At 37.5% G+C, this 23256-nt stretch carries 18 protein-coding genes; 14 read left to right on the top strand and 4 right to left on the bottom strand.

Going from position 1 to position 23256, the window contains the following annotated elements; all coding sequences use genetic code 11:
- The first annotated feature begins 7 nt into the window (after positions 1-7).
- Together HMPREF1151_RS05540 and HMPREF1151_RS05535 are read left to right on the top strand one after the other, a co-directional pair.
- Entirely contained in the window at positions 8-1489 is a 1482-nt protein-coding gene (locus HMPREF1151_RS05540) for an amino acid permease (RefSeq protein ID WP_009661382.1), read from the top strand.
- A gap of 175 nt (positions 1490-1664) precedes the next feature.
- Complete coding sequence (locus HMPREF1151_RS05535) at positions 1665-1982, top strand: YbjQ family protein (RefSeq protein WP_005375828.1); 318 nt, start codon at positions 1665-1667, stop codon at positions 1980-1982.
- An 803-nt stretch (positions 1983-2785) separates the two neighbouring features.
- Here the strand turns inward: HMPREF1151_RS05535 and HMPREF1151_RS05530 are convergent.
- Positions 2786-5848: an efflux RND transporter permease subunit gene (locus HMPREF1151_RS05530; RefSeq protein ID WP_009661376.1), complete on the bottom strand. Its 3063-nt coding sequence runs from the start codon at positions 5846-5848 to the stop codon at positions 2786-2788.
- Positions 5845-6909 carry an efflux RND transporter periplasmic adaptor subunit gene (locus HMPREF1151_RS05525; RefSeq protein WP_009661370.1) on the bottom strand — a complete coding sequence of 355 codons (1065 nt, stop codon included), beginning with the start codon at positions 6907-6909 and terminating at the stop codon, positions 5845-5847. Before HMPREF1151_RS05525 ends, HMPREF1151_RS05530 begins: the two co-directional genes overlap by 4 nt.
- Before the next feature lie 424 nt (positions 6910-7333).
- On the opposite strand from HMPREF1151_RS05525, the gene HMPREF1151_RS09835 reads away from it, so the two are divergent.
- Entirely contained in the window at positions 7334-7498 is a 165-nt protein-coding gene (locus HMPREF1151_RS09835; RefSeq protein ID WP_009661324.1) for a hypothetical protein, read from the top strand.
- Between the two features lie 526 nt (positions 7499-8024).
- On the opposite strand, the gene HMPREF1151_RS05520 is transcribed toward HMPREF1151_RS09835, so the two are convergent.
- Together HMPREF1151_RS05520 and HMPREF1151_RS05515 are read right to left on the bottom strand one after the other, a co-directional pair.
- Entirely contained in the window at positions 8025-9374 is a 1350-nt protein-coding gene (locus HMPREF1151_RS05520) for a hemolysin family protein (RefSeq protein WP_009661336.1), read from the bottom strand.
- A gap of 300 nt (positions 9375-9674) precedes the next feature.
- On the bottom strand, positions 9675-11150 hold the full coding sequence (locus tag HMPREF1151_RS05515; RefSeq protein ID WP_009661378.1) for a prolyl oligopeptidase family serine peptidase: 1476 nt from the start codon (positions 11148-11150) through the stop codon (positions 9675-9677).
- A gap of 239 nt (positions 11151-11389) precedes the next feature.
- On the opposite strand from HMPREF1151_RS05515, the gene HMPREF1151_RS05510 reads away from it, so the two are divergent.
- The 11 genes from HMPREF1151_RS05510 (at position 11390) to HMPREF1151_RS05460 (ending at position 23102) form a co-directional block, all read left to right on the top strand.
- Positions 11390-11989, top strand: a complete 600-nt coding sequence (locus tag HMPREF1151_RS05510) for a class I SAM-dependent methyltransferase (RefSeq protein ID WP_009661360.1) — start codon at positions 11390-11392, stop codon at positions 11987-11989.
- A 69-nt stretch (positions 11990-12058) separates the two neighbouring features.
- A complete protein-coding gene (gene rhuM / locus HMPREF1151_RS09925; RefSeq protein ID WP_009661332.1) occupies positions 12059-12397 on the top strand; it encodes a RhuM family protein in 339 nt (112 codons plus the stop codon).
- A gap of 32 nt (positions 12398-12429) precedes the next feature.
- Entirely contained in the window at positions 12430-12843 is a 414-nt protein-coding gene (gene rhuM / locus HMPREF1151_RS09920) for a RhuM family protein (RefSeq protein ID WP_038141370.1), read from the top strand.
- 195 nt (positions 12844-13038) lie between these two features.
- The gene (locus HMPREF1151_RS05495; protein ID WP_009661323.1) at positions 13039-14004 is read left to right on the top strand and encodes a hypothetical protein; all 966 of its coding nucleotides are present in this window, start codon (positions 13039-13041) and stop codon (positions 14002-14004) included.
- Between the two features lie 48 nt (positions 14005-14052).
- Complete coding sequence (locus tag HMPREF1151_RS09580; protein ID WP_198002249.1) at positions 14053-15813, top strand: PIG-L family deacetylase; 1761 nt, start codon at positions 14053-14055, stop codon at positions 15811-15813.
- Positions 15814-15817: 4 nt separating this feature from the next.
- Positions 15818-16876 carry a glycosyltransferase family 4 protein gene (locus tag HMPREF1151_RS05485; RefSeq protein WP_009661384.1) on the top strand — a complete coding sequence of 353 codons (1059 nt, stop codon included), beginning with the start codon at positions 15818-15820 and terminating at the stop codon, positions 16874-16876.
- 47 nt (positions 16877-16923) lie between these two features.
- Positions 16924-17682 (top strand): glycosyltransferase family 2 protein, encoded by a 759-nt coding sequence (locus tag HMPREF1151_RS05480; RefSeq protein WP_009661363.1) that lies wholly within the window; start codon positions 16924-16926, stop codon positions 17680-17682.
- 69 nt (positions 17683-17751) lie between these two features.
- The gene (locus HMPREF1151_RS05475; RefSeq protein ID WP_009661367.1) at positions 17752-19776 is read left to right on the top strand and encodes an LTA synthase family protein; all 2025 of its coding nucleotides are present in this window, start codon (positions 17752-17754) and stop codon (positions 19774-19776) included.
- Positions 19777-19846: 70 nt separating this feature from the next.
- Positions 19847-20911, top strand: coding sequence for a glycosyltransferase family 4 protein (locus HMPREF1151_RS05470; protein ID WP_009661372.1), 1065 nt, complete (start codon positions 19847-19849; stop codon positions 20909-20911).
- A 4-nt stretch (positions 20912-20915) separates the two neighbouring features.
- The gene (locus tag HMPREF1151_RS05465) at positions 20916-21857 is read left to right on the top strand and encodes a DUF535 family protein (RefSeq protein WP_009661342.1); all 942 of its coding nucleotides are present in this window, start codon (positions 20916-20918) and stop codon (positions 21855-21857) included.
- A 21-nt stretch (positions 21858-21878) separates the two neighbouring features.
- Positions 21879-23102 (top strand): O-antigen ligase, encoded by a 1224-nt coding sequence (locus tag HMPREF1151_RS05460; RefSeq protein ID WP_009661366.1) that lies wholly within the window; start codon positions 21879-21881, stop codon positions 23100-23102.
- Positions 23103-23256: the final 154 nt, after the last annotated feature.

The raw sequence follows: 23256 nt of genomic DNA, 5'->3' as shown, positions 1-23256 counted from the left end.
GTGACCCATGACAGATAATCAGAATACTAACGTAGAGTATACTTCTAATACTCAAAAACATTTAAAACGATCCCTCAAAGCGCGTCATATGAATATGATCGCCTTGGGTGGTGCCATCGGTACAGGCTTATTCGTAGCCGGTGGTGAAGTAGTAAGTACGGCTGGTCCTGGTGGTGCTCTTGTGGCCTATGGCCTCATCGGCATCATGGTATATTTCCTCATGACATCCCTTGGGGAAATGGCGACGTACTTGCCAATTCCGGGTTCTTTCGGAACCTACGCAAAACGCTATGTAGACCCTGCCTTTGGCTTTGCCTTAGGTTGGAACTACTGGTTTAACTGGGCTATTACATTGGCTGCCGAAGTATTGGCAGGGGCGCTCATCATGAAATATTGGTTCCCTGACATACCGGCCATCGTTTGGTCCGCATTATTCCTGTTAATTCTATTTGGGCTTAACTATTTGTCCACTCGTTCCTTTGGTGAAAGCGAGTACGTGTTCTCGTCCATCAAGGTTATTACCGTTTTCGTATTCCTATTCTGTGGCTTTATGCTCATCTTTGGTATCGGCGGTACATCCCCTGGATTTGAGAATTGGACAGTAGGGGAAGCACCATTCGTAGGAGGTTGGGAATCCATCCTTGCTATCTTCATGGTGGCTGGTTTCTCCTTCCAAGGTACTGAGCTTATCGGCGTAGCCGCTGGGGAAGCAGAAGACCCTGAAAAGAACGTGCCAAAAGCGATTAACTCCATCTTCTGGCGCATCCTATTGTTCTATATTGGGGCTTTCATAGTTATCGGTTTCCTCATTCCTTACACTGATCCAAACCTATTGAATTCCAGTGTAGAAAACGTATCCATTTCTCCATTTACACTCGTATTTGACCGTTTTGGATTCGCGTTTGCAGCTAGCTTTATCAATGCTATCATCTTAACTGCCGTATTGAGTGCTGGTAACTCTGGCCTCTATTCCTCTACGCGTATGCTTTACGCACTCGCTAAGGAAGGTCAAGCACCACAAATCTTTGCAAAACTCAACAAACGCGGCGTTCCAGTTCCTGCATTGATATTGACTACAGCCATTGGCTTGTTTGCATTCCTTACAAGCTTTATCGGCGAAGGTACAGCGTATACATGGATTGTTAACATCTCCGGCCTTTGCGGTTTCATCGCTTGGGTAGGTATTGCCATTTCCCATTATCGCTTCCGCCGTGCGTTCATTGCACAAGGTAGAGACCTTAAAGAATTGCCTTACAAGGCGTGGTTGTTCCCAGTTGGTCCAATCTTGGCGTTCATCCTATGCGTTATCATCATCTGTGGCCAAAACTACTCCGCTTTCACAGGCGATACCATCGACTGGTACGGCGTATCCGTTGCGTATATCGGATTGCCTATCTTCTTCGCTGTTTACCTAGGTTACAAATACATCAACAAAACTAAACTCGTTCCGTTGAAAGAAGTAAACCTAGATCGCGATTTTGATAAATAAAAACGCAATACAATTAGACCTATTCATTATGAAAGTAGTGAATAGGTCTTTTTTTGTACATGCAGTATTAGGTTATTGTTTTTATATGAAAGCTATCATTATGAGATTGTTTTTCTATAAAAGCCTTGCTATAATGAATCAAAATATATTGTAGTTAATTAGAGAGGATATAATTATGATTATTACCACAACTATGCATATTGAAAACAAACCTGTACAAGAGTATAAAGGTATCGTATTTGGTGAGGTCGTAGAAGGCCGTAACTTTGTAAAAGATTTTATGTCTGGTATTCGTGACATCGTTGGTGGCCGCAGCGGAAGCTATGAAGATTCCTTAATGAGTGCACGCCAAGCAGCAATCGATGAAATGGCAAAACGAGCTAGCAAAATTGGCGCTAACGCCGTTATTGGCGTATCATTCCAATACAGCACAGTAGGGGCACAAAATGGCATGCTTATGGTGACATGTAATGGGACGGCCGTTGTAATTTAATCAATATTAATAGGATAAGTAGTGTCTCCTCACTCCATTGGCTATACGGCCTAAAGGCCTACCCAAAAGTCGTTCGAAAACACTACTTATCCTATTTTGCTTAAAATTCCACCGGCCGGGTCTGACTCCGGCCTTCGGCCTCCGCAGGGCCAAAGTCATGAAACAAGTGGCCCCATCTATTTTCTATTAAATACAATCGAACTAAGGAGAGAAGGCCTACCCATTACTTAGTCCTGAACGTAAGATTTCATGAAATGAAATCCACAGTGAAGGTAAAGTCGCATGGAAGTCATGTTCAGCTTTTCTTATTAAATACGACAGGCTAAATTAGAGAAAAGGCAGCAGATCAAAAAATCTGCTGCCTTTTAGTATTCAATGATGGGGCTCTTAAAAAATTAGAACAGGCGTGTACTAATTTAAGAAAGGTGTGTATAGTGCTTTTTAGAAATAGAACAGGCGTGTACTAATTTAAGAAAGGTATGTATAGTGCTTTTTAGAAATAGAACAGGCGTGTACTAATTTAATAAAGGTGTGTATAGTGCTTTTTAGAAATAGAACAGGCGTGTACTAATTTAAAAAAGTATGTATGGTGCTCTTAAAAAATAGAACAGGCCTGTTCTATTTTAAAATAGGGATATGTATGTAAGGCAATATAAAACAGCAGGGCTGCCACCCTGCTGTTTTTTCTTTGTTGCGTGAATACATTGCAACTTATTTATTTCCCTTGTCAAAGTTATATTAACATTATCAGAATTAGTAGTCAATCAATTATTAGATTGATAATAGATATCTATTTATATTATTTATTTAACCTTATACCATGTTGCGTACATAACTGGTAGTACGATGAGTGTTAGTATGGTTGCTACGAGTAGACCGCCGCTGAATGCGATGGCGAGTGGACTCCAGAATACGGATCTCATGAGTGGTATCATACCTAGGATGGCCGCGATGGCGGTTAGCATGATTGGTCTGAAACGCAATGTAGCGGAGTTGATGATGGCTTCGCGGGCAGATTGTCCTTCGGCGCGGTGAATTTCGATTTGGTCCAACAGGATGATGGAGTTACGAATAATCATACCGGAGAGGGCAATGATGCCGAGTATGGCCATAAATCCAAGTGGTGTACGCGTAATATTTAAGGCCAGTACAACACCGATGAGTCCAAGCGGGGCTGTAAATAGGGCCATAAACATAAGGGCAATTCTCTTTAATTGGAACATGAGAATCGTCATGATTGCAAAGAGCATGATTGGCATTGGCACAAGCAATTTTTGTACAGCAGTGACGCTCTTTTCAGCAGAACCATCGAGATCAATAGAATAGCCAGTTGGTAAGTTTTGACGATATTCAGCAAGTTTATTGTAAATTTCTTTCGTCTTAGCATTGCCGAGCACGCCAGGTCCTACATTAGCATGAATGCTAATGGTTGGCATCATGTTGCGGTGCCAAATAATGCCTTCCTCTTGGCTCATAGAAATCGTTGCAATTTGGCTAAGCGGTACATAGGAACCATTTCCTGTTTGGATTGGTAATGATGAAAGTGCCGCCAAGTTGTGGTTTTCATTGCCGCTTAATCTGAAAGTAACAGGAATGGTTTGGTTTCCTTCGTAGTATTCACCAGATTTTGTACCGGATAATAAACTTTGTAGATGAAGCGATACGGCATAACTATTAATGCCTAGCATACGCGCTTTATCTGGGTCAATGTGGATTTGAGCAACTGGCTCTGTATCCGGCCAATCGAAGGCGATATTATGTAAATCTTTATCCTCCTGCATTTTGGCTTTCACATCGTTTGCAATCGTTTTAACCTCAGATGCATCAGGACCTGATACGCGGAGCATAACAGGGTATTTGGACGGCGGTCCGATTTGGACGAATTGCATATTGATGAGCGCCGATGGATATTGATCGTTTAGTTGATCTTGTAAATCCTTGAATAATGCATCTCGATCCTCTAAAGATTTGGTAACGATGATGGTTTGCATGAAATTAGCACGTGGCAATTCTGGTTCTAAGGTCAATACAAACCGCGGTGACCCTTCGCCTACATAGGTGGTGAAATGGTCGATATGTTCATTATCCTTTAACAAAGCATCCAATGATTTAGCTTGGTTTTGGGTATAATCGATGGATGAGCTTTGAGGAAATTGCATGGATACGATGATTTCATTCCGTGTCGACGATGGGAAAAATTCCTGTTTGATGAGAGGGAATGAAAGCAAGGACAGGATGAAAGCCCCTAATGTTAGGAGTAATACGGCCTTATGATGACCTAGTGCCCAGTGAAGGAGGCTTTCAAAACGAGCATAAAAAACGGTTTTCAAACGATGCATGATATGATCGCGACGAGTCCATTCCGACTCGGGTTTTTCATCCTTGTTTTCGATGATTTTATAGCCTAGCACCGGACTGACCAGAACGGACGCAATCCAGGATAGGATGAGGGCCATGAAGACAACAATGGACAGGGATTTCGTGAATTCTGCAACCATGCCCTCCGCCAAGGCGAGAGGTAAGAAGCCGGCACAGGTAATGAGAGTGCCAGACAGCATTGGAAAGGCCGTTGATTCATAGGCGAACGTAGCGGCGCGCCAGTGATTAAAGCCTTCTTCGAGCTTAACGCTCATCATTTCCACGACGATGATAGCATCATCAACGAGCAGGCCCAGTGCCAAAATGAGGGCGCCAAGGCTAACCTTATGCAAATAAATGCCATTTTCATACATCAGTACGAATGTCGTAGACACGACGACCGGAATGGTGAGGGCCACCACGATACCGGTGCGAATGCCGAGGGATGCAAAGCTGACGAGCAATACGATGGCGATGGCTTCGAATAAAGATTGCGAGAAATCGCCAATGGATTCCTTAACAATGTGCGGCTGATTTGACACTTGGTCGAGGTTTAAGCCTGCAGGAATCGTTGTTTTTAGCTCTTTTAGTTTCGTATCGATAGCGTTACCAAATTCGATATTATTGGCGCCTGCATCCATGGAAATGGCGATGCCAATGGCCGGCTTGCCTTCGTAGTAGAATTGAGGACTGGATGGGTCCTTATAGGTCATCGTTATGTCTGCAATATCGCCGAGTCGAATTGTTTGGTTATTGATGCGAATCGGCATATTTTTGACCGCATCCACGCTATCAAAGACGCCGTTAATGCGTAAATATACATTATTCGTATCCGTATTGACCATGCCCGCCGGCACCATGGCGCTTTGCTGTTTAAGGGCCGTCAATAATTGTTGTGTGCTCACCTGATACGATGCGAGCTTGTCCTTGTTAATCGTTACATCTAAGGACTTTTCTTGTACCCCGATTAGGGTAATTTTCTTAACATTCGGAACGGACAAGAGCTGCCGTTTTAAATCTTCCGCCTGTTGACGTTTCTCTTCATACGAGAATTCGTCACCTGAAAGTGCGTAAATGGTGCCATATACATCATCGAATCGATCGTTGATAGATGGGCCTTGTACACCGGATGGCAAAGATTTCCATTCATCATTGATCATATTCCGCGCTTCTTCCCAAGCGGGGCGAATCTTGTTCGATGGCAAATCTTCTTTTAGATTGATATAAATAACGGATTTGCTACCATCTGTGAAAGACTTCGTATAATCTACACCTGGCAAATCTCGTAGCTTTTCTTCGAGCTTGTCCGTTACTTGATCTGACATTTGTTGCGGTGAAGCACCGGGCCATGAGACACCCACAACCATGGTACGCATCGTAAAGTCTGGGTCTTCCATACGTCCCATGTGGGTGAACGAGAATATACCAAAGGTGAGGAGTACAGCAATGAAGTAGTAGATAATGGATTTATGGCGTAACGCCCAATCTGCTAAATTAAACTTCTTCATTTATGCACCGCCGTTCCTTCTTGTAATTGTTGGGTTCCTGCGGTGATGACGATATCCCCTTTAGTGAGGCCATTTTTAACAATGACCGAATTATTACCAAATTCGCCAGTTTGAATAGGAACGAGATGTGCTTTGTTGTCTCGAATGACATAGACTGCGTTATTACCTTGTTTGTCTTTCACCAACGCCGTCAACGGTATGGAGATATCCGTTGTATCCGTTTGATTGAGGATGGCATTGATAGTCATACCGAGTTGCACCTCTTTTGGAGGGTTTTGCAAGGTAATTTTGACCATATACGTCCGCGCTACAGGGTCTGGGACCGGTGAAATTTCACGAACAATACCTTGTACTTTCACATCAGGCAAAGCCCAAAATGTGATGGTTGCCGTGCTACCAGGGTGAATTTTGCTCATTTCCTGTTCTGGCAAAGCGATGACTGCCTCAGGTTCGTGACCGGCCGCCAAGGTACCTATTGCCTGGCCTGCTGCTACGACCTGACCGGCCTCGACATTAAGAGCCGTAATAATACCGCTGTCTGGAGCAACCAAAGTAGTATAACTATTTTGATTGTTACTCAAATTGAGACCTGCTTGGGCCTGTTGCAACTGAGCTTTCGCCGCATTCAGTTGATTTTCAGCCTGATCCAATTGCAATTTGCTGATAGCCTGCTCAGCGTACAAAGCGCGATATCTTTCAGCATTTGTATTGGCTAAATCATAGGCCGATTGCGCCGCCGTAACAGCACCTTGCGCATTTTGCACCTGACTTGCTGTATCAGCGCCATTAATCTGAGCAATTACCTGACCGGCCTGCACAGTAGTGCCCACACTGACAAACTTATTAATCACGCGGCCGCCCACCTGGAATGCTAGATTCGTTTCCGTCCGATTCTTGATGGTTCCCGAATACCCAGCACTCGTCGTTCCAGCCTCTTCGCCAATCGTAATCGTCCGTACCTTGAGACTCGTATCATGATCATCTTGATTCGACCCACAACCGCCGATGATGAGTGCACTCATCAACAGAGCCGTGGTCAAACCTAATACACTACGATTCATAATCCTCTCCTTCACACACGTAATAGAGATTATTGTAAAAGCAATAACTACTATGAAATATATATTTTATACAATTAAATAATACTATATATTAGATAAAAATTCTATAAGTACATTAGAAAATATATATGTTTTCTGATTTTAGTAACTACGAGGCACCTTCCTAAAACCTCCAGCTACCTTAACGGTCTGCGCCTGATGGCTTGAAGAATATAGCTTAGCAATATCAAAGGACTGGCTCGCCCCAAAGCCGACACGCTACTGCGCTTCGCGGAGCCCGAAGTCGTTTTGGGACAAGCCAGTCCTTTTTTACTGCAAATCTGAATTAGAAAAATTAAAACATATATATTTTCTAATATTAGGAGTAGGGGACCTACGGGGAGAAATTTAGGTTATAATAGTTTTGATAAAGGTTGGTGGAATTATGAAACAAGAAAAAGACAGAGAAGTATATAATCAAAAAACATTAGAAGCAATGAAAGAAGCAAAGAAAATAGCTAGAGATTCAAAATACCCTAGTTATGAAAATTTAGATGAATTAAAAAAGGCTTTATTAGATGAAGATCATAGAAAAAAAGTCACTAATTGATATCTGGCAAAGGGGCTCTCATTGTCCCAAGCGAAATACCATATTAGTGACTTCTTTGAGTTAAGTATACAAAGTGAAAAAGGCACATGGTGCTGCCACTTCGGGTCCCGCTTTAGCGCGATAGCGTGTCTTTCTCATAGATTGTGTTGAACTAAGTTGTGCGAATATAGCAGAAATGAAAATTTGAGCACGTAGAATCATAGGATATTAGTGATAAAAAATAGACTTCCAAAAACGACTTTCCCAGATGCTGTGGATTTTCCGATGGAAAATCTTACGTCTCTGGATTAGCGATGTGTGGCTTCCATGCGTCGCTGCGCTCCTCTGTTAGCTCACACCCTGCGTCGTCCCTGCGGAGGCCGTAGGCCGGAGTCAGACCCGGCCTGTCTATCCGCAATAGATTATGTTAACCAAGTTGTGCAACAAACGTAGAATAGAAGAAGAGAGAACCCCTCCTGAAAACGACTTCGGGCTCCGCGTAGCGCAGTAGCGTGTCGGCTTTCAGGAGGGGTTCTCTCTTCGATCCTTATTCTTCTGTTTGTTCCACAACTGGTTCAACATAACTAACCAAAATTTTGTCTATCCGTGTATTATCCATGTCCACGATTTCGAATGTGTATCCGTCCCAGGTGGTTTTGTCGCCTTCGCGTGGAATTCTACCGAATAGAAGGTTCATAAGGCCGCCCAGTGTTTTGTAGAGATCGTCTTCTTCGCGTGGTAGTTCTTTGACGATGTGGAAGAATTCTTTGAATTCGTCTACGTCGAGTAGACCGTCTACGAGCCATGTGCCGTCTTCGCGTTCGACGATGCGGTTTTCTTCTTCTTGGCGCTCTTCTTCGCCGGATGGCATGAGGCCTACGATTTCTTCCATGATGTCGTGCAAGGTAACGAGGCCGCTAAAGCCGCCGTATTCGTCGAGGACGATGGTTTCGTGAACGCCTTCATTACGCAATGTGTTGAGTAATTTCATAAGAGAAATGGACTCAGGTACGAGCAATGGTTCTTTCAAGCAAGAATGGATGACATGATGCAATGATTTTTCGCCTTGTAAGCATTGGACCATCACATCGGTTACATTGATCATACCTCGTAATTCATCGAGAGAGTCTTCACCTACTGGAATGCGGTATTGGTTCGCCGTTTTTAGGACTTCCATGATTTCTTCTTCGGACGAGTTTAAATCAATCCATTTGAGTTGCGTCCGTGGTGTCATGACGTCGCCTGCGTTCATATCTGCTAGGTGGAAAATATTTTCTACGAGGATTGGTTCTTCTTCTTCAAAGGCCCCCATGGCTACGCCTTCGGTGAGCATTTTGTTGATTTCCGATTCCGTTACAGGCGCTTCTTCTTTCACAGTAACGCCCAATATTTTCAATAGAAAATCGGTGGACACGCCGAGGAACAGTACGATTGGTTTTAATGCTTGTGAAAGCCAGTAAATTGGCTTGGAAACAACAACGGCAATGGCCTCAGGGTTGTTGATGGCTAGGCGTTTTGGCACTAATTCACCGATAACAAGGGATAAATAGGTGATGATAGAAACAATTAAGAAGGAACTGATAGAAGCCTCATAAGGAGCGATACTAGGGAAGGCTTTCACCAATATGTCAGCTAATGGTGCGGAAAAGGTGGCACCGGAATACAAACCGGTCAAAATGCCGACGAGAGTGATACCGATTTGGATGGTAGAGAACATCTCGTTAGGATTCTCCGCCAACTCAAAGGCCTTCTTGGCGCGCTCATTGCCAGACTCGGCCATCTCCTCGAGGCGACGCTTCTTGGCATTGACGATGGCGAGCTCGGTCATAGAAAAAATGCCGTTCGCGATGATTAAAATGACGATAATTATAAAATCTAAGGTCAGATCACTGTCCATGTAAGTAAATACTCCTTTTTATGAGATACAATTCTGCACATGAGAAAATTGAAATATTACTCTTTAGTATATCATATTCGAATCATATATGGTAAATAGCGCAAAAAAAGGAGGGCTGCCACCCTCCTTTTTGTTTGCGTGAAAACGTGTCACACATTGACTTCCTTTGTCATATATTATATTACATGATTATTTAACGTTTGTAAATGATGTTATCTATGTATACAATGATTGATAACGTTGAGATTTTTGGTCTAACATTAAGGGGTCGGTTCATAGCAACCCTGCTTTTTGTATGGTCTATTTTTCCTTAGTTTGGCTGAATAACCAATCTCTAATGCCTTCGATATTATAAGCTACAGACCATGTGTACATATGGTTGCCATCTTTAAATACCGTGTAATTAATAGGAGCCTTTTGATCGACTGTAGCTTTCACCAATGCGTCGAATTGTTCCGGTGTAGAATGGCTATCCCACATAGGAGAGGTTGCAATTTTAGTGCCTAATTCGGCCCAATTTTTAGTAGCTGTATTCATGCCAGGATATGCTTTATCATCGCCTTCGGATACGAGTATCCACAATTTTTTATCCTTTAATACTTTCATTTCCTCCGTATTCCATTGGCATGCTACGAGGAATTGAGCCGTAAATAAATCAGGATGTTTGTCGCTAATAGCGATGTTTGCCATACCACCTTGAGACTGACCAGAACCATAAATTCGGTTTTTATCAATTGGATACGTAGCGATGACATGATGTAATAGATTATCTACCAAGGTAAGACCTGGAGTCCATTCATTTTTATCGGTAGTCATCATACCAAGTGTATCTACTAAATCTTGAGTGTATTGAGGGGCAACGATGATGGCTTCATGTTTTGCTTGTTCCTCAGGGCTAGCGAAAACAGTAGCACCATTACCTTGGAATAGTACCGTGCGATTATCATTGATATTGGCACTGGAGTCAGCTATGAAGAAATATAGAGGATATTGTTTTGATGCATCATAGTTTTTCGGTAAAAATACATTGTAAGGAATGCTATTACCCGTAGATGGATCTGTGTAAATATATGTTTTAAACTCATCTATAATAGTAGATGCCGTAGATGTATTGATTACGCTCGTTTGTGAAGGGCCGTATATAGTACCTGTTTTAGTCACTACCGGTTGAACTTGTGTGACTGTAACGTTTAAATCAGGCAATTTACGATTGGAACGTAGCGGTGCATCGCCGCCTACAGCACTATTATTTTTAGGTTTATTAGAGCGTGGTGCTAAAACGAATGGTGTAGAGTTTTCATATTCAAATTCCACTACAACGTATTGATCAGCTGCTGTAGCTTTGGAGTTATTGTCTTTTTTACTAGCTTTGACCGTATTTGTTTGTCCTACTGTTGTATCTATTTGAGGGGCACCATCGTGCAAACCTTTAGCTGTAGATTTGTAATTTTCTTTCAGTTCAGGCACAGAATTAGTATAGATATTGTTGATTGTTTTGCCTTCTACCGTGAAAGTATTGAGCGCTAGTGCACTTTCTTGGATTGCTTCTGGATATTTGATGATGATAGCCGCTATTTTTTCACCATCACCATAAATTTTTGGCACTGCCGTTACAGATTGCATGCCGTACGCTTCTGTTTGATGAGTCTTAGCTTCAGAGGTAGCAGTGGTAGAGCTTGTACTAGACATAGTAGTAGCCATGTCCGTAGCAGCTAGTGCATTTGTTGTAGAAAGTGTGCCTAGCACAAGAGCCATTAATAAGATTTTATTAATCATATCTCCTTATTTTACAGCGTTTATCAAAATATTGATTAAATTATATAATAAAATTAAATTTAGCGCAATTTATTAGAAATCGTGTAATTTATAATTACATACATTGGATAGGTAATCTTTATGTATTGATAGAGAAATATAATGTAGTAGGAAATTAGTAGTAGATTTTGTAAGATAGTATAATAGAAACAATAACAATATAACATAGCGCAATATTTACGATAGTTGGGAGTGTATCAATGGTAGCCGATCAAGAATGGGAAAGTATATTACAAATAAAGACAGCAGGTCGCGATGATAGCCGTTCGGATACAGAGCACCATCCATATGAGCCAACAGATTACTGCGTTCTTGAACGCCTTGCGAATAGCGGATATATTACGAAACAAAACACCCTCATCGATTACGGCAGTGGCAAGGGGCGCGTTAGCATATTTATAGCTAATCAGACGCGGTGCCATTCCATTGGTATCGAATACGATGAACGTTTGTATGAACGGGCCATCGTAAATGGTGAAAGCCCAGCTACCAAGAACCGTGTATCCTTTGTCCTTGGCGATGCTGCTACCTATACATTGCCAGACAATGCAGATCGATGCTTTTTCTTTAATCCCTTTGCACTTCACACCATTAAACGCGTACTAGGTAATATCTTTGATTCTTTATATCATCATCCAAGAGAAATTCTACTATTCTTCTACTATGTTAACGAAGAAGTAGAAAACTTCCTAAATAACCATGTGCGCCTCGAAGCAGAAAAACCTATACAGTGTGGTGATTTATTTCGAGAAACTGATGAAAAAGAACGCATATTGGTATATAGAGTGAATGTGTTTTAGTAAATTGACCTTAATATTGGCTAATGATAGTATGTGAATATAGATTAAAGTAGTATTGGAGGTGTAGTATTGGATAATTTAGAAAAGTTTAATACAGATAATTTTGTTATGTATAAGACACAAGATGGTTTAACACAAATTGAGTTATATGAAATAGATGGTGATATTTGGCTTAATCAAGAACAAATTGCTGAATTATTTAATACTACGAAACAAAATATTGGTAGACACCTAAAAAACTGCTTTAAAGATGGTGAATTAGATATTAATTCAGTTGTAAAGTATTATTTTATAACTGCACGAGATAATAAGAATTACAAAAATGCATTTTATAATTTAGAAGCTATTTTAGCAGTTGCTTTTAGGGTTAGATCAAATAGAGGCGTTCAGTTTAGAAAGCAGAGTTAATTTTATCAAGGGCTGATTCTACTAAACCAAATATGGCATTGACTAGCTGGAGTGGTGAGATAGTCCGTAAAAATGATATATATATAGCCAAAAATTATTTACTAGAAGCTGAACTTAGTATATTAAATCGATTAGTTACAGCTTTCCTAGAAATTGCAGAATTAAGAGTTTCATTAAAGAAAACTTTGACTCTTGATTTTTGGAAAAATAGTATAGATAAATTATTGAGCGATAATGAGCTATCGATTTTAGTAAATAATGGTTCAATATCTAATGAAGTAATGAGGGAAAAAGTGTCTTTAATCTATGCTGAATTTGATAAAAAGAGAATTGAGTATAATAAAGCTATAGCGGATGAAGAGGATTTTTATAATCTAACAGGTAATGATGAACAATCATCTATAGATACAGTATGGATGCATGTAAAAGAGATTAATAAAAAATAAATTTTATAAGTTACTAAAAAGATATCCTTTAGGGGATATCTTTTTCTATTATCTTCAGAAAATCCGCATATTTTCTGATATAATAATAGATTAGAGAGTATAAAAATTTATTTTTCTATTCACCATGGTATGTATTGATTCGTAATGATTAATCGTAGTGATTAGGGCTGAGTATATACCATAAAGGAGGAACGTATGGAACGCGTATCAGCAAGTCTTATTGAAGAAGTTCGCAATGCCTTAGTGGAGCGTTATAATCGTGATCAAGAAATTCAGCAAATGATTGAGGAAATCGGTGCTGAGGAAGGTCTCAACGAAAAAGAACTGTCTGTTATTTACCAAGCCTATTTAGAGGTTAAGGAACGCATGCAATATACGGCGAATTTGATGGAATTGTGGAATCAAATTGAGGTCGTTCAGGACCGCATGAGCATGCTTAATTCTTATGAAAGCTTGGAACGTGATTTATTTGGCGATGTTCTTTCCTTTGATAAACCGATGGGCTATGGTGCGTCCAATCAAGATAATTTGGACTATGCAATGGAGCAAATTAAGTTGCACGATATAGATCATAACATCGAAGATATCGACCTTTCTAAGGAATATCCTATTGATAATCAAGATGCTGTTTATTTTAATGAGCATTCAGTCAATAAGAAAACAACATCTAGTCGTAATGACGTCAATAATGATGACTTTGATGACGAAGAGGACGATTTTGATGATGAAAGCCTATTAGACCGAGATATTCATACATCTTTAGATCCTTATGATATGGTAAATTCCTTGTTGTATTCCAAACAATCCACGGGCGATAAGGATAAAACTAAACAACAAAAGGAAATCGACAAGCTTATTAAAAAACAACTGAAACGCGTAGAAGAAGAATGGGCGAAGCTTTCAGGTAAAAAGGATAAAAAAGATAAGAAAAAGAAAGATAAAGATAAAAAGAAGGACAAGAAAGACAAGCAGTCTAAGAAAGAGTCCGAATTAGTAAAGGAATCTAAGAAGTCCAAGAAGGACAAAGAGTCCAAAAAGAGCAAGAAGGATAAGGATTCTAAAAAAGCTAAAAAAGACAAGGATGCTAAGAAGGATAAAAAAGCTAAAAAATTAGAAAAAGCCTTGAAGAAGGAGTCCAAAAAGTCCACAAAAAAGGACTAACCGTAGATTTCATAGATGACCACGGACAGAAAACTACGGATAAGGGCTGTGGAAAATGCAAGCGGTGCAAAGGGCCAAGTTGTAAAAAATATTAGTCTAAATAATGAGGACCTAACTATAATGTCTTATTCGAGTTTTAAATATAGAGATTTCTTTGGTGGAAATACAGTTATGGTGATTGTTCCCCATCAAGATGATGAAATTAATATTGCAGGAGCAACAATATATGGTGCTATCGAAGAAGGATTAGATGTTATTCTTGTATATGTTACAAATGGAGATTACCAGTATAAGGCAGATATTCGTTATAAAGAGGTCATAAAAATGGCCAAAATAATGCATTTGCCTTTAAAAAATATACATTTTTTAGGATTTCCAGATGGATATGGTAAAGAATTCTTATCTAATCGGGAGAGTATTGTTACACATCACGCTGGTTTTAGTCAAACACATGGCGCTTGTAATATTCAAGACTATGCAAGTAAATATATGGGTAGATTATTAGATTATACCTATACAAATATAGTGCTTGCTTTAGAAGATATTATATTACGATTTAAACCCAATGCTATTATTGCTGTTGATCACGATATACATGTAGACCATAAATTGACATCTATTGCTGTTGAAGAAGCTATTGGTATAATTCTAAAAAAACAGGTTACCTATAAACCTAAAGTGTTAAAGTCATTTGCTTATGATACTAATTTTGAATCTATTAATGATTACTATGACAATCATTTAGAATCTACGGTCCAAAATAGACAATGGATTAAAGATAAGCGATGGAGTACGAATAATCCTATGTTACTATGGGCTGATCGTATTAGAATCCCTGTACCACAAGCTTGTCGTAATACAGTATTAATAGAAAATCCTATATTTAAAGCGCTAGGATCACATATGTCTCAGTCATCGTATAAACATGGACCTAAACTTATTAATGGAGATCAAGTATTTTGGGAGCGTAGAACAGATAATGTAGCGTTACATGCTACAATAACTGCTACATCTGGTGATTGTAGTAAACTTAATGATTTTTTACGTTATGATGTAAGAGATGTAACAAAGAATATAGCTTCTTCTATAGAATATGCATGGATTCCAGATACAAAAGATAATAAACCAACGATAACCATTAGTTTTAATAAACCAACAACTATAGAACGAATAGATTGGTTTGAAAATGTTTGGTTCGAGTCTGATGAATTGAATGGTTTGCAAGGTGTCACTATTAAAACTAGTAATGGTTTAGAGGTTAATGTGCCTCAATATTCATATCCACTTTTTGAAGACTGTCCATATATGAAGACCTATGTATTTGAACATCCTATAGTTGTTGAATGGATAGCGATGACTGTTACTAAGGCAAAAGAAGGTATAGCTGGTATTAGTGAAATTGAAATCTATTCTTTTAATGAAAGTAAACCTACTTTTTGTCATATAGTAGCTAATCAGCAATTTGCTTATGATTGGACTATATATAGAAGAGAAAGTTTACCATCTATATATGTTTATTATGATTCAATGTTAGATAAAACAGATATGGAATTTTCGATAGATGGTAATTCTATAAAACGTGATTTTATGATGGATTATATACCAGTTATGATTCAACATGGACCAGTTAATATACGATATGGGAATGACACTATATATCATGAAATGATAATAAAAAAAGGAAATATTATTGATTCTATTCGCAAAGAATGTTTGAAAATATATAATAAATTTATGTATGTACTTCGTAAAATAAAGTATAGGATTGGATTTAATATGGCTCAGAAATATAGATATAAGGGGTTTTAATGGAATGGAAAAAAAACGAGGTATTCTTAATATCATAGAAAGTTCTGTATGGGGTGGTATGGAACAATATGTTTATGATATGAGTGAAGAACTTAAACGACAGGAAATTGTACCATTTATATTGACTGATGGATGGAAAATAGATTTTGTTGAGCGTTACAAAGAGGTAGCCACGGTTTTTACATGTACAATCCGTAAAAGTAAATGGGTATTTTCTCTTAATAAAATAGCTACTTTCATCCGAAAACATCATATTGATACTATTTTATGTCATACAGGTAAATATATATTGTTATCTATAATTTTAAAAAAGATGACCGGTGTAAAGGTTATCTTTTTTAAACATAATGTATTACCAGCGAAAACGGATATCTATCATCGATGGATTCAAAATCAAGTAGATGCCTTTGTATGTGTTTCAAAATGTGTATATGATGCGCAAGTAGTACCTGGAAAAGAAGATAAGTATCATTTAATTTATAATGGAATAAATACACATCGATTTCCTGATAAACACATTGAAAAGCCTCATGATCGATTTGTTGTTGGGTATGCGGGTAGAATTAGTGAAGATAAAGGTATTATCGAATTATTAGATGCTATAAAATATTTACATGAATCAGGTAAATCCGTTGAATTACGTATGTGTGGGGATGTATCAGAACAAGCGATACAAATGCTAAATACTTATATACGTGATAATCATATGGAGTCGTATGTTATTAATTTAGGGTTTCAGTATAATATGAACGAGTTTTATCGTTCTATTCATTGTTTGGTAACACCATCGAAAGTAAAAGAGGCATTTGGTCTCGTTATTTGTGAATCTATGTATTGTAAAACACCTGTTATCACTAGCATTTCAGGAGCTCAAAGAGAAATTATTACTCATGGGGATGATGGTTTATTATTAGATTTTGTAGATGGTGAACATATAGCTAAGGCCATTATGTATTTTTTGGATCAACCAGCGGAATATAAAAAAATACAGAAACACGGTTATAATCGTGTAGCATCTACATTTACGATAACTTCAATGGTATCGTCTATCAAATCTTTATAAACTTGTTGATATGATGGACAACTATTTACCAGAGGGAGAGATATAACATGACAAAAGTTACTGCAATCATTCTTGCTAGAAACGAAGAACAGCATATAGCGGACTGCATTAAAAGCATTCAATGTGCAGATGAAATACTCGTCATTGATGATGGTAGTACAGACAAAACAGTTGTATTAGCAGAAGAATTAGGGGCTAAGGTTATTTCTCATCCTTTGAATAATGATTGGTCTCAACAACGACGATTTGGTATTAGCCAAGCAACATCAGAGTGGATTCTATTTATTGATTCTGATGAACGAGTATCTCCTGCATTAAATGAAGAAATAAGAAAAGTTGTACAAGGTGGGGAGAAAAAAGCGTATTGGTTATCTCGTCACAATATATTTCATCACAATTCTGCAACGCATGGATCTATGCGTCCAGATAAGGTATTACGGTTGATGCCAACAGAAGGGGCGACCGTAGAGGGCTTTGTGCATGAAACCTTTATTAGCCCATTTCCACAAGATACACTAAAAGGAAAACTGTTTCATTATACCTACGATAATTGGACTCAGTATTTCAATAAGTTCAACAAATATACATCGGCAGCTGCTGAGAAATATCATGAACAAGGTAAACATTGTTCTTTTTGGAAGGATATTATACTTCGCCCTCATTGGGCATTCTTTAAGATATATATTTTGCAAAAGGGATTTCTTGATGGCAAAATAGGTTTCATCTTATCTTTATATCATTATATGTATACTGTTACAAAATATGTAAAGCTGTATTACTTAAATAAATCAAACGGGAGATTGTGATTTACTTTAATATTAGAAGAATTAAGGGGATATATTAGAATCTATAGTGAGAGAAAGTCGTAATATATAATGAGTGAACAATTTTTCTTATCATTACAACAAAATATAAAATTAATGATATGGGCCCCTATATTAAGTACTATATTCCGTATAATATTTATGCGTAGCTATAATCCATATCCTACTTGGCAAGGACGTTGGCAATCTGTTTTAGGTGCACTACGCTATGGATTTTGGTGGGGCATGGACTTTGATGCCTATGTATTTTTAGTACCTTTAGTTCTCATTACTATACCAGCATTATTCTTTGGTACATATCATCAATATGAAGATATGGTGCGCCTCATTGGATTAACGATTTACTCTTGTGTAGTATATGCTGCCTTTGCAGGAAAGATGATCTTTTATAAGCATTTTCATGATACTTATAACTATATGGTCCACTATGGCAAACATGCAGAAAAGAATAATCTTATCGATGTATTTTTCAACCAAGATAGAGGCCTATTGGTATTGGTTGGATTTATTCCAGTAGCTATCATTTCATGGTTGGCAGGAAGTGCTTTTCTATCTTTACCATCTATCCCTTATCCTACTTTTGAGAGTACATGGATGACAGTATTGTGGAATATATTCTTAGTCATTGTATCGGTTATTGGCTTTTATTGGTTTCGTTATGGTGGTACTTTATCTCATGACGATAAGCCAGAATGGGATACGATTCCTACAGTTGTAAAAGAAGATATATTTTTTGCTCGTGCGACTGTACCTGATTTATGCGCATTGGAAACGGTTTATAAAAACCCATTACGCTCTGAGTATACTGCATCTGAAGAAGATATTAATAACGCTATAAATCGTGTTGTACCTAGAGATTATAAAGATAATTGGGATACTCTTGATAATCCATTATATGCTTTCAAAAGAATTGCTAAAGGTCCTAAGATTACGAAACCTAAGCATATTTTCTTTATTGTTGGTGAAAGTATCCCTCAGTGGTCGTTAGATAAAACGCATAAGTCTCTTAATATTTGCCCAGGATTATGGAATTTTAAAGAGCAATTACATACAGTTCAAATCCCTAATTTTTTACCGGCAGGTAATGTATCAAGACCATCTATCGTAAGTCTTATGAGTGGTATCTATGATGCGGGATTGGAAATTAATGAGAGAGAAAGTTTCTGGAAGGGTGCATTTCCTACGTCCTTTGCACATCAAATGAAGCAACTAGGATATCAAACTATATATTGGTATGGTGGTAATGCATCGTATGGCAATTTTAATCACTTTGGGAAAGCACAAGGCTTCGACCGTGTGGAAAGTGCGTCTATCTTCTGTGGACCTAATGCACCTAAAACATGGGTTGGTGTTTATGATCATGTATTTTTAGAAAATATTGCACAACAAATCAAAGAAATTGATGAGCCTACATTCCATTTTATCTATACAACCTCTAATCATGGTCCGTATAAGATGGAGGATGACTTACTTGATTATGATCCACAAAAGGTTATGCCAGACGTAGGTGAGGATTTACGTTCTAATAAAACGCGTAATAAGGAACTAGCAACCTATCGTTATAGCGATAAGGCTATCTTTACATTTGTTGAATCTATGCAACAATTGTATCCAGATAGCTTATTTATTGTTACAGGAGATCATTCGAATCTATTTGGTTCATTAAATAATACGTCGCTTATTCATCGTGATTATACATTACGCGATACATTCTGTACGGTTGGTTTATTTCAACATCCTGAGTTAGAGGATAATATGATCGTTACTAAAAAAGGTACCCATATGAGTATTATGCCAACGATTATCGAGGCTATTGCACCTAAAGGATTTGAGTATTATTCTATTACTCCATCGTTATTTGAGGAGCAGCCTGAAACCTTAGTAACTCCTTATCAATGGATGACTGATACTATGATGGGTGATGTCCGTATGGATTATGGTGAAAGTAATATGCCTTCAACTGAGCCTGTGGAACAAGTTCGACCTATCGATAATCATGCTGATGAAGCACGTAATTGGACTTTACTAACAACTTGGTTGATCAATTATGAAAAGATACTATTTTCTAAAAAGTAGATGAAAAATAAATACATATATGATTAAATATATATAGTTAATTGCAATATATATTTTAAGGAGGGTATCTATGTCGATACTAAATGTAGTAGGCGCCAAAGTATGGGGCGGCGGAGAGCAATATGTATATGATATGTGCGACGAACTACATCGACGGCAGATATCCTCTTTTGTTTTAGTAGATGAAACAAATCAGGAACTACAAGACCGATTTACATCAGTATCAGAAATCATTACAGCTAATCTTTATTCGTGTAAAGGTTTTTTATCTATTGGTTCTATTGTTAAACAAATGAACCAATATGGTATTGATGTTATTCAATGTCATTCGGGTAAATATATTCTATTATGCTTGGCATTAAAACATTTAACAGGTGCAAAACTGATTTTTTACAAACACAATATAGTACAGGCAAAAACTGATATTTACCATCGTTGGATTCAATCTCATGTAGATGCTTTCATTTGTGTATCTAAACGAGTCTATGATGCACAAGTTATACCTTCAATTTCTGAAAAATATCATCTAGTTTATAATGGCATTAATACACATCGCTTTCCTACTATTGAGAGTAAACAAAATGAATCTAAGCACTTTATTGTAGGGTATGCAGGACGTATTACGGAAAACAAGGGAATATATGAGTTATTAGAAGCCATTAAAATAATACATGATTGTAATGGTGATATTCGATTGCGTATATGTGGTGATGGTATTCATGATGATATTCAAGAATTGCATCATTATATGATGCAATATGATATGAAAGACTATGTGGAATATATTGGTTTTCAGCAGGATATGAATCGTTTTTATCGGTCTATCGATTGTCTAGTGGCTCCATCAAAAGTACGAGAAGCATTTGGTCTTGTATTATGTGAGGCTATGTATTGTAAAGTTCCTGTTATAGCAAGTACATCAGGAGCACAGGGAGAAATTATTGAGAATGGCGTATCAGGTATTCTTATTGATGCGGTTAATAGTGAAGTAATTGCTGAAGCTATTCAAACGTTAATGCAGGATGATGTAATTCGCGTATCTATGATAGAACAGGGCTATAAGCGTGTGAAATCTACATTTACCATCATTAAGATGGTGGATTCCATAATAACGATAGTTCGTAATTTGAGGTGATAAGGTGTTAGAGTATATACAAAATCAATGGGCCAAAGGTCGAAAAATATATGGTAAGCGTAGCTGGAGAGAAACGCGTCGTGTTGTATTGCATACAGTACGGTCTATGAGTCGTCGGCAACAGATGAATCGGTTAGAAAATTATTTTGCTAACTATAAACCAGATTCAGAATTATTACAACGTCAAATTGGTTTATATGAATTAATGACACGTATCTTTTTCTATAAAGATTCCACAGTGGATGAGCGCTTAGATGCTATCATTAATCATTTTGATTACATACAAAATGTATTTACTGATGAAGCGATTCAGTCCATGTATTCTGTGGATAAAGATAATTTTTTAGATGATGTGAGTCGTATTAAGCGTGGTCTTGTGGTATGGCAATCTGAAGAACTCAATATGAAAGCCCAATTATATTATGGCGCAGGGCAACGCAAGGAAGGTTTATTAACATTATTATTGACGTTAGAATCCCAAGGTGTATATCATGCTAATTTCCGATTTGGTAAAGGCTTTAATGGGGAAAAAGCTATGTGGATTGGTACCATTCAGGGATATAAGGACGGTTTAGCCAATGCAAAAACAGCTACCAAAAAGATGTTTGGTTATCGTCCTAAAAACTTTATTATGTATTTGCTTAGATTAATTGCTCAACAATGTGGAGTAGAAACTATCTATGCAGTATCTGATGAAGGGTTTTATGCAAATACACATTTAGTACGTGGTCATCGTGCAAAGGTAGCAGAACTTGACTCCTTGTGGCAAGAAAGTGGTGGGAAACTTTCACAAGACCCAAGATTTTACATTGTTCCATTAGAGGAATACCGGAAACCGATAGAAGAAATAAAATCACAAAAGCGAAGCCAATATCGGAAACGTTATGATATGTTAGACCAATATGCAGCGGAAGTACAAGAAAATTTGAAATCGTATATGAAATAGGAAATCTGTTAGGGGAGAGTCATGAAACAGTGGATTTTAGAAAAACATGAGTTAGTATTAACTATTTTACTAATTATTATGATGTGTACAACTAGAATGTCTGTGGCCATTGGGAATGTGGTATATGGATTATTGTTATTGATTACAATTTGTACATGTTTTATAAAGCGAAAAGAATTGTGTATATCAAGTTCTATTAAGCAATATGGTATAGCCTATGGTATTATGTTACTATGTTTATTACCATCCGTATTTTGTAGTGAAGATATTGGTAGGGCATTAAAGTACTTTTTTAATATATATGTATGGAAAAGTTTAATCGTATTACCGATACTATTATGTATTAAATCTAAATCTAAATTATATACTTTATTAATAGCATTTTTCTTATTTATGGGAATTAATTCCATAACGGCTTTTATTCAACAACTACTAGATTTTCGTGTTAATGATGGACGTTCTGGTGGTTTATTCAACGGATCTGTTATGGGCTTGGCTATGTTGTTAGCATTGGCATTCCCTATATCTTTGATAGCTGTATTTGATAAAACATTTCCTAGTAAGGTTCGAAAATCTGCATTATTTTCTATTGTATCTATGTTGTTTGGAATGTGGGGAAATCAAAGTCGCGGTACCTGGCTATTTAATGGTATTAATGGATTATTAATCACATTGCGTTATGGTCTATCTAATATAAAATATTTGCTTATTGTAGGCTGTATTGCTATTGGTATTGTTGGGGTTGTGAGTCAGCATGACCATTATGTGAATCGATTTAAATCGACATTTAATACTACGACGGATGGTTCGAACCTTGGCCGATTATATGTGTGGAAAGCTGATAAACATATGATTATTGACCATATAGTTGCAGGTGTAGGTCCTGGGTTATGGCAACGTACGTATGAAGAACGATATAGATTACCTGAAGAAACACAAGGGTTAGGACATTCACATAATAATTTTTTACAAGTAGCAAGTGAATCTGGACTGTTGGGATTGTTAGGATTTTTGGTATTTAATATATTTGTACTATATAAATTTATTCGGATGTATTTGAAAAATTATAATCCCTATGATTTAAGTATTATCTTTGGATGGACTAGCTTTATATTCTTATTTGGATCTATTGATTACACATGGGGAAATTCATCGGGCATTAAAATTTTCTGGATAGTTATGGCAACGATGCTCCAGTTAAAAATATCCCATGAAATTACTGATAAGAATGAATCTACAATATAAAAAAACTTAAATTATAATGATTTTAAGGATTGTTTAAATGAAGAATATATGAATCTATAGTATACTAATACTAATAAATATTTAGTGAGATTGTTAGTTATTGGTAGAAGAAAGAAGGTTGTTTACTTAATGAGTGTATTAAGCGAGCAACCTT

The sequence above is a fragment of the Veillonella sp. ACP1 genome (assembly GCF_000286635.1).
GTDB classification, from domain to species: Bacteria; Bacillota; Negativicutes; order Veillonellales; family Veillonellaceae; genus Veillonella; species Veillonella atypica.
The sequence above is the reverse complement of the archived record's forward strand: the minus strand, read 5'-3'. Positions and strand labels throughout refer to the sequence as shown.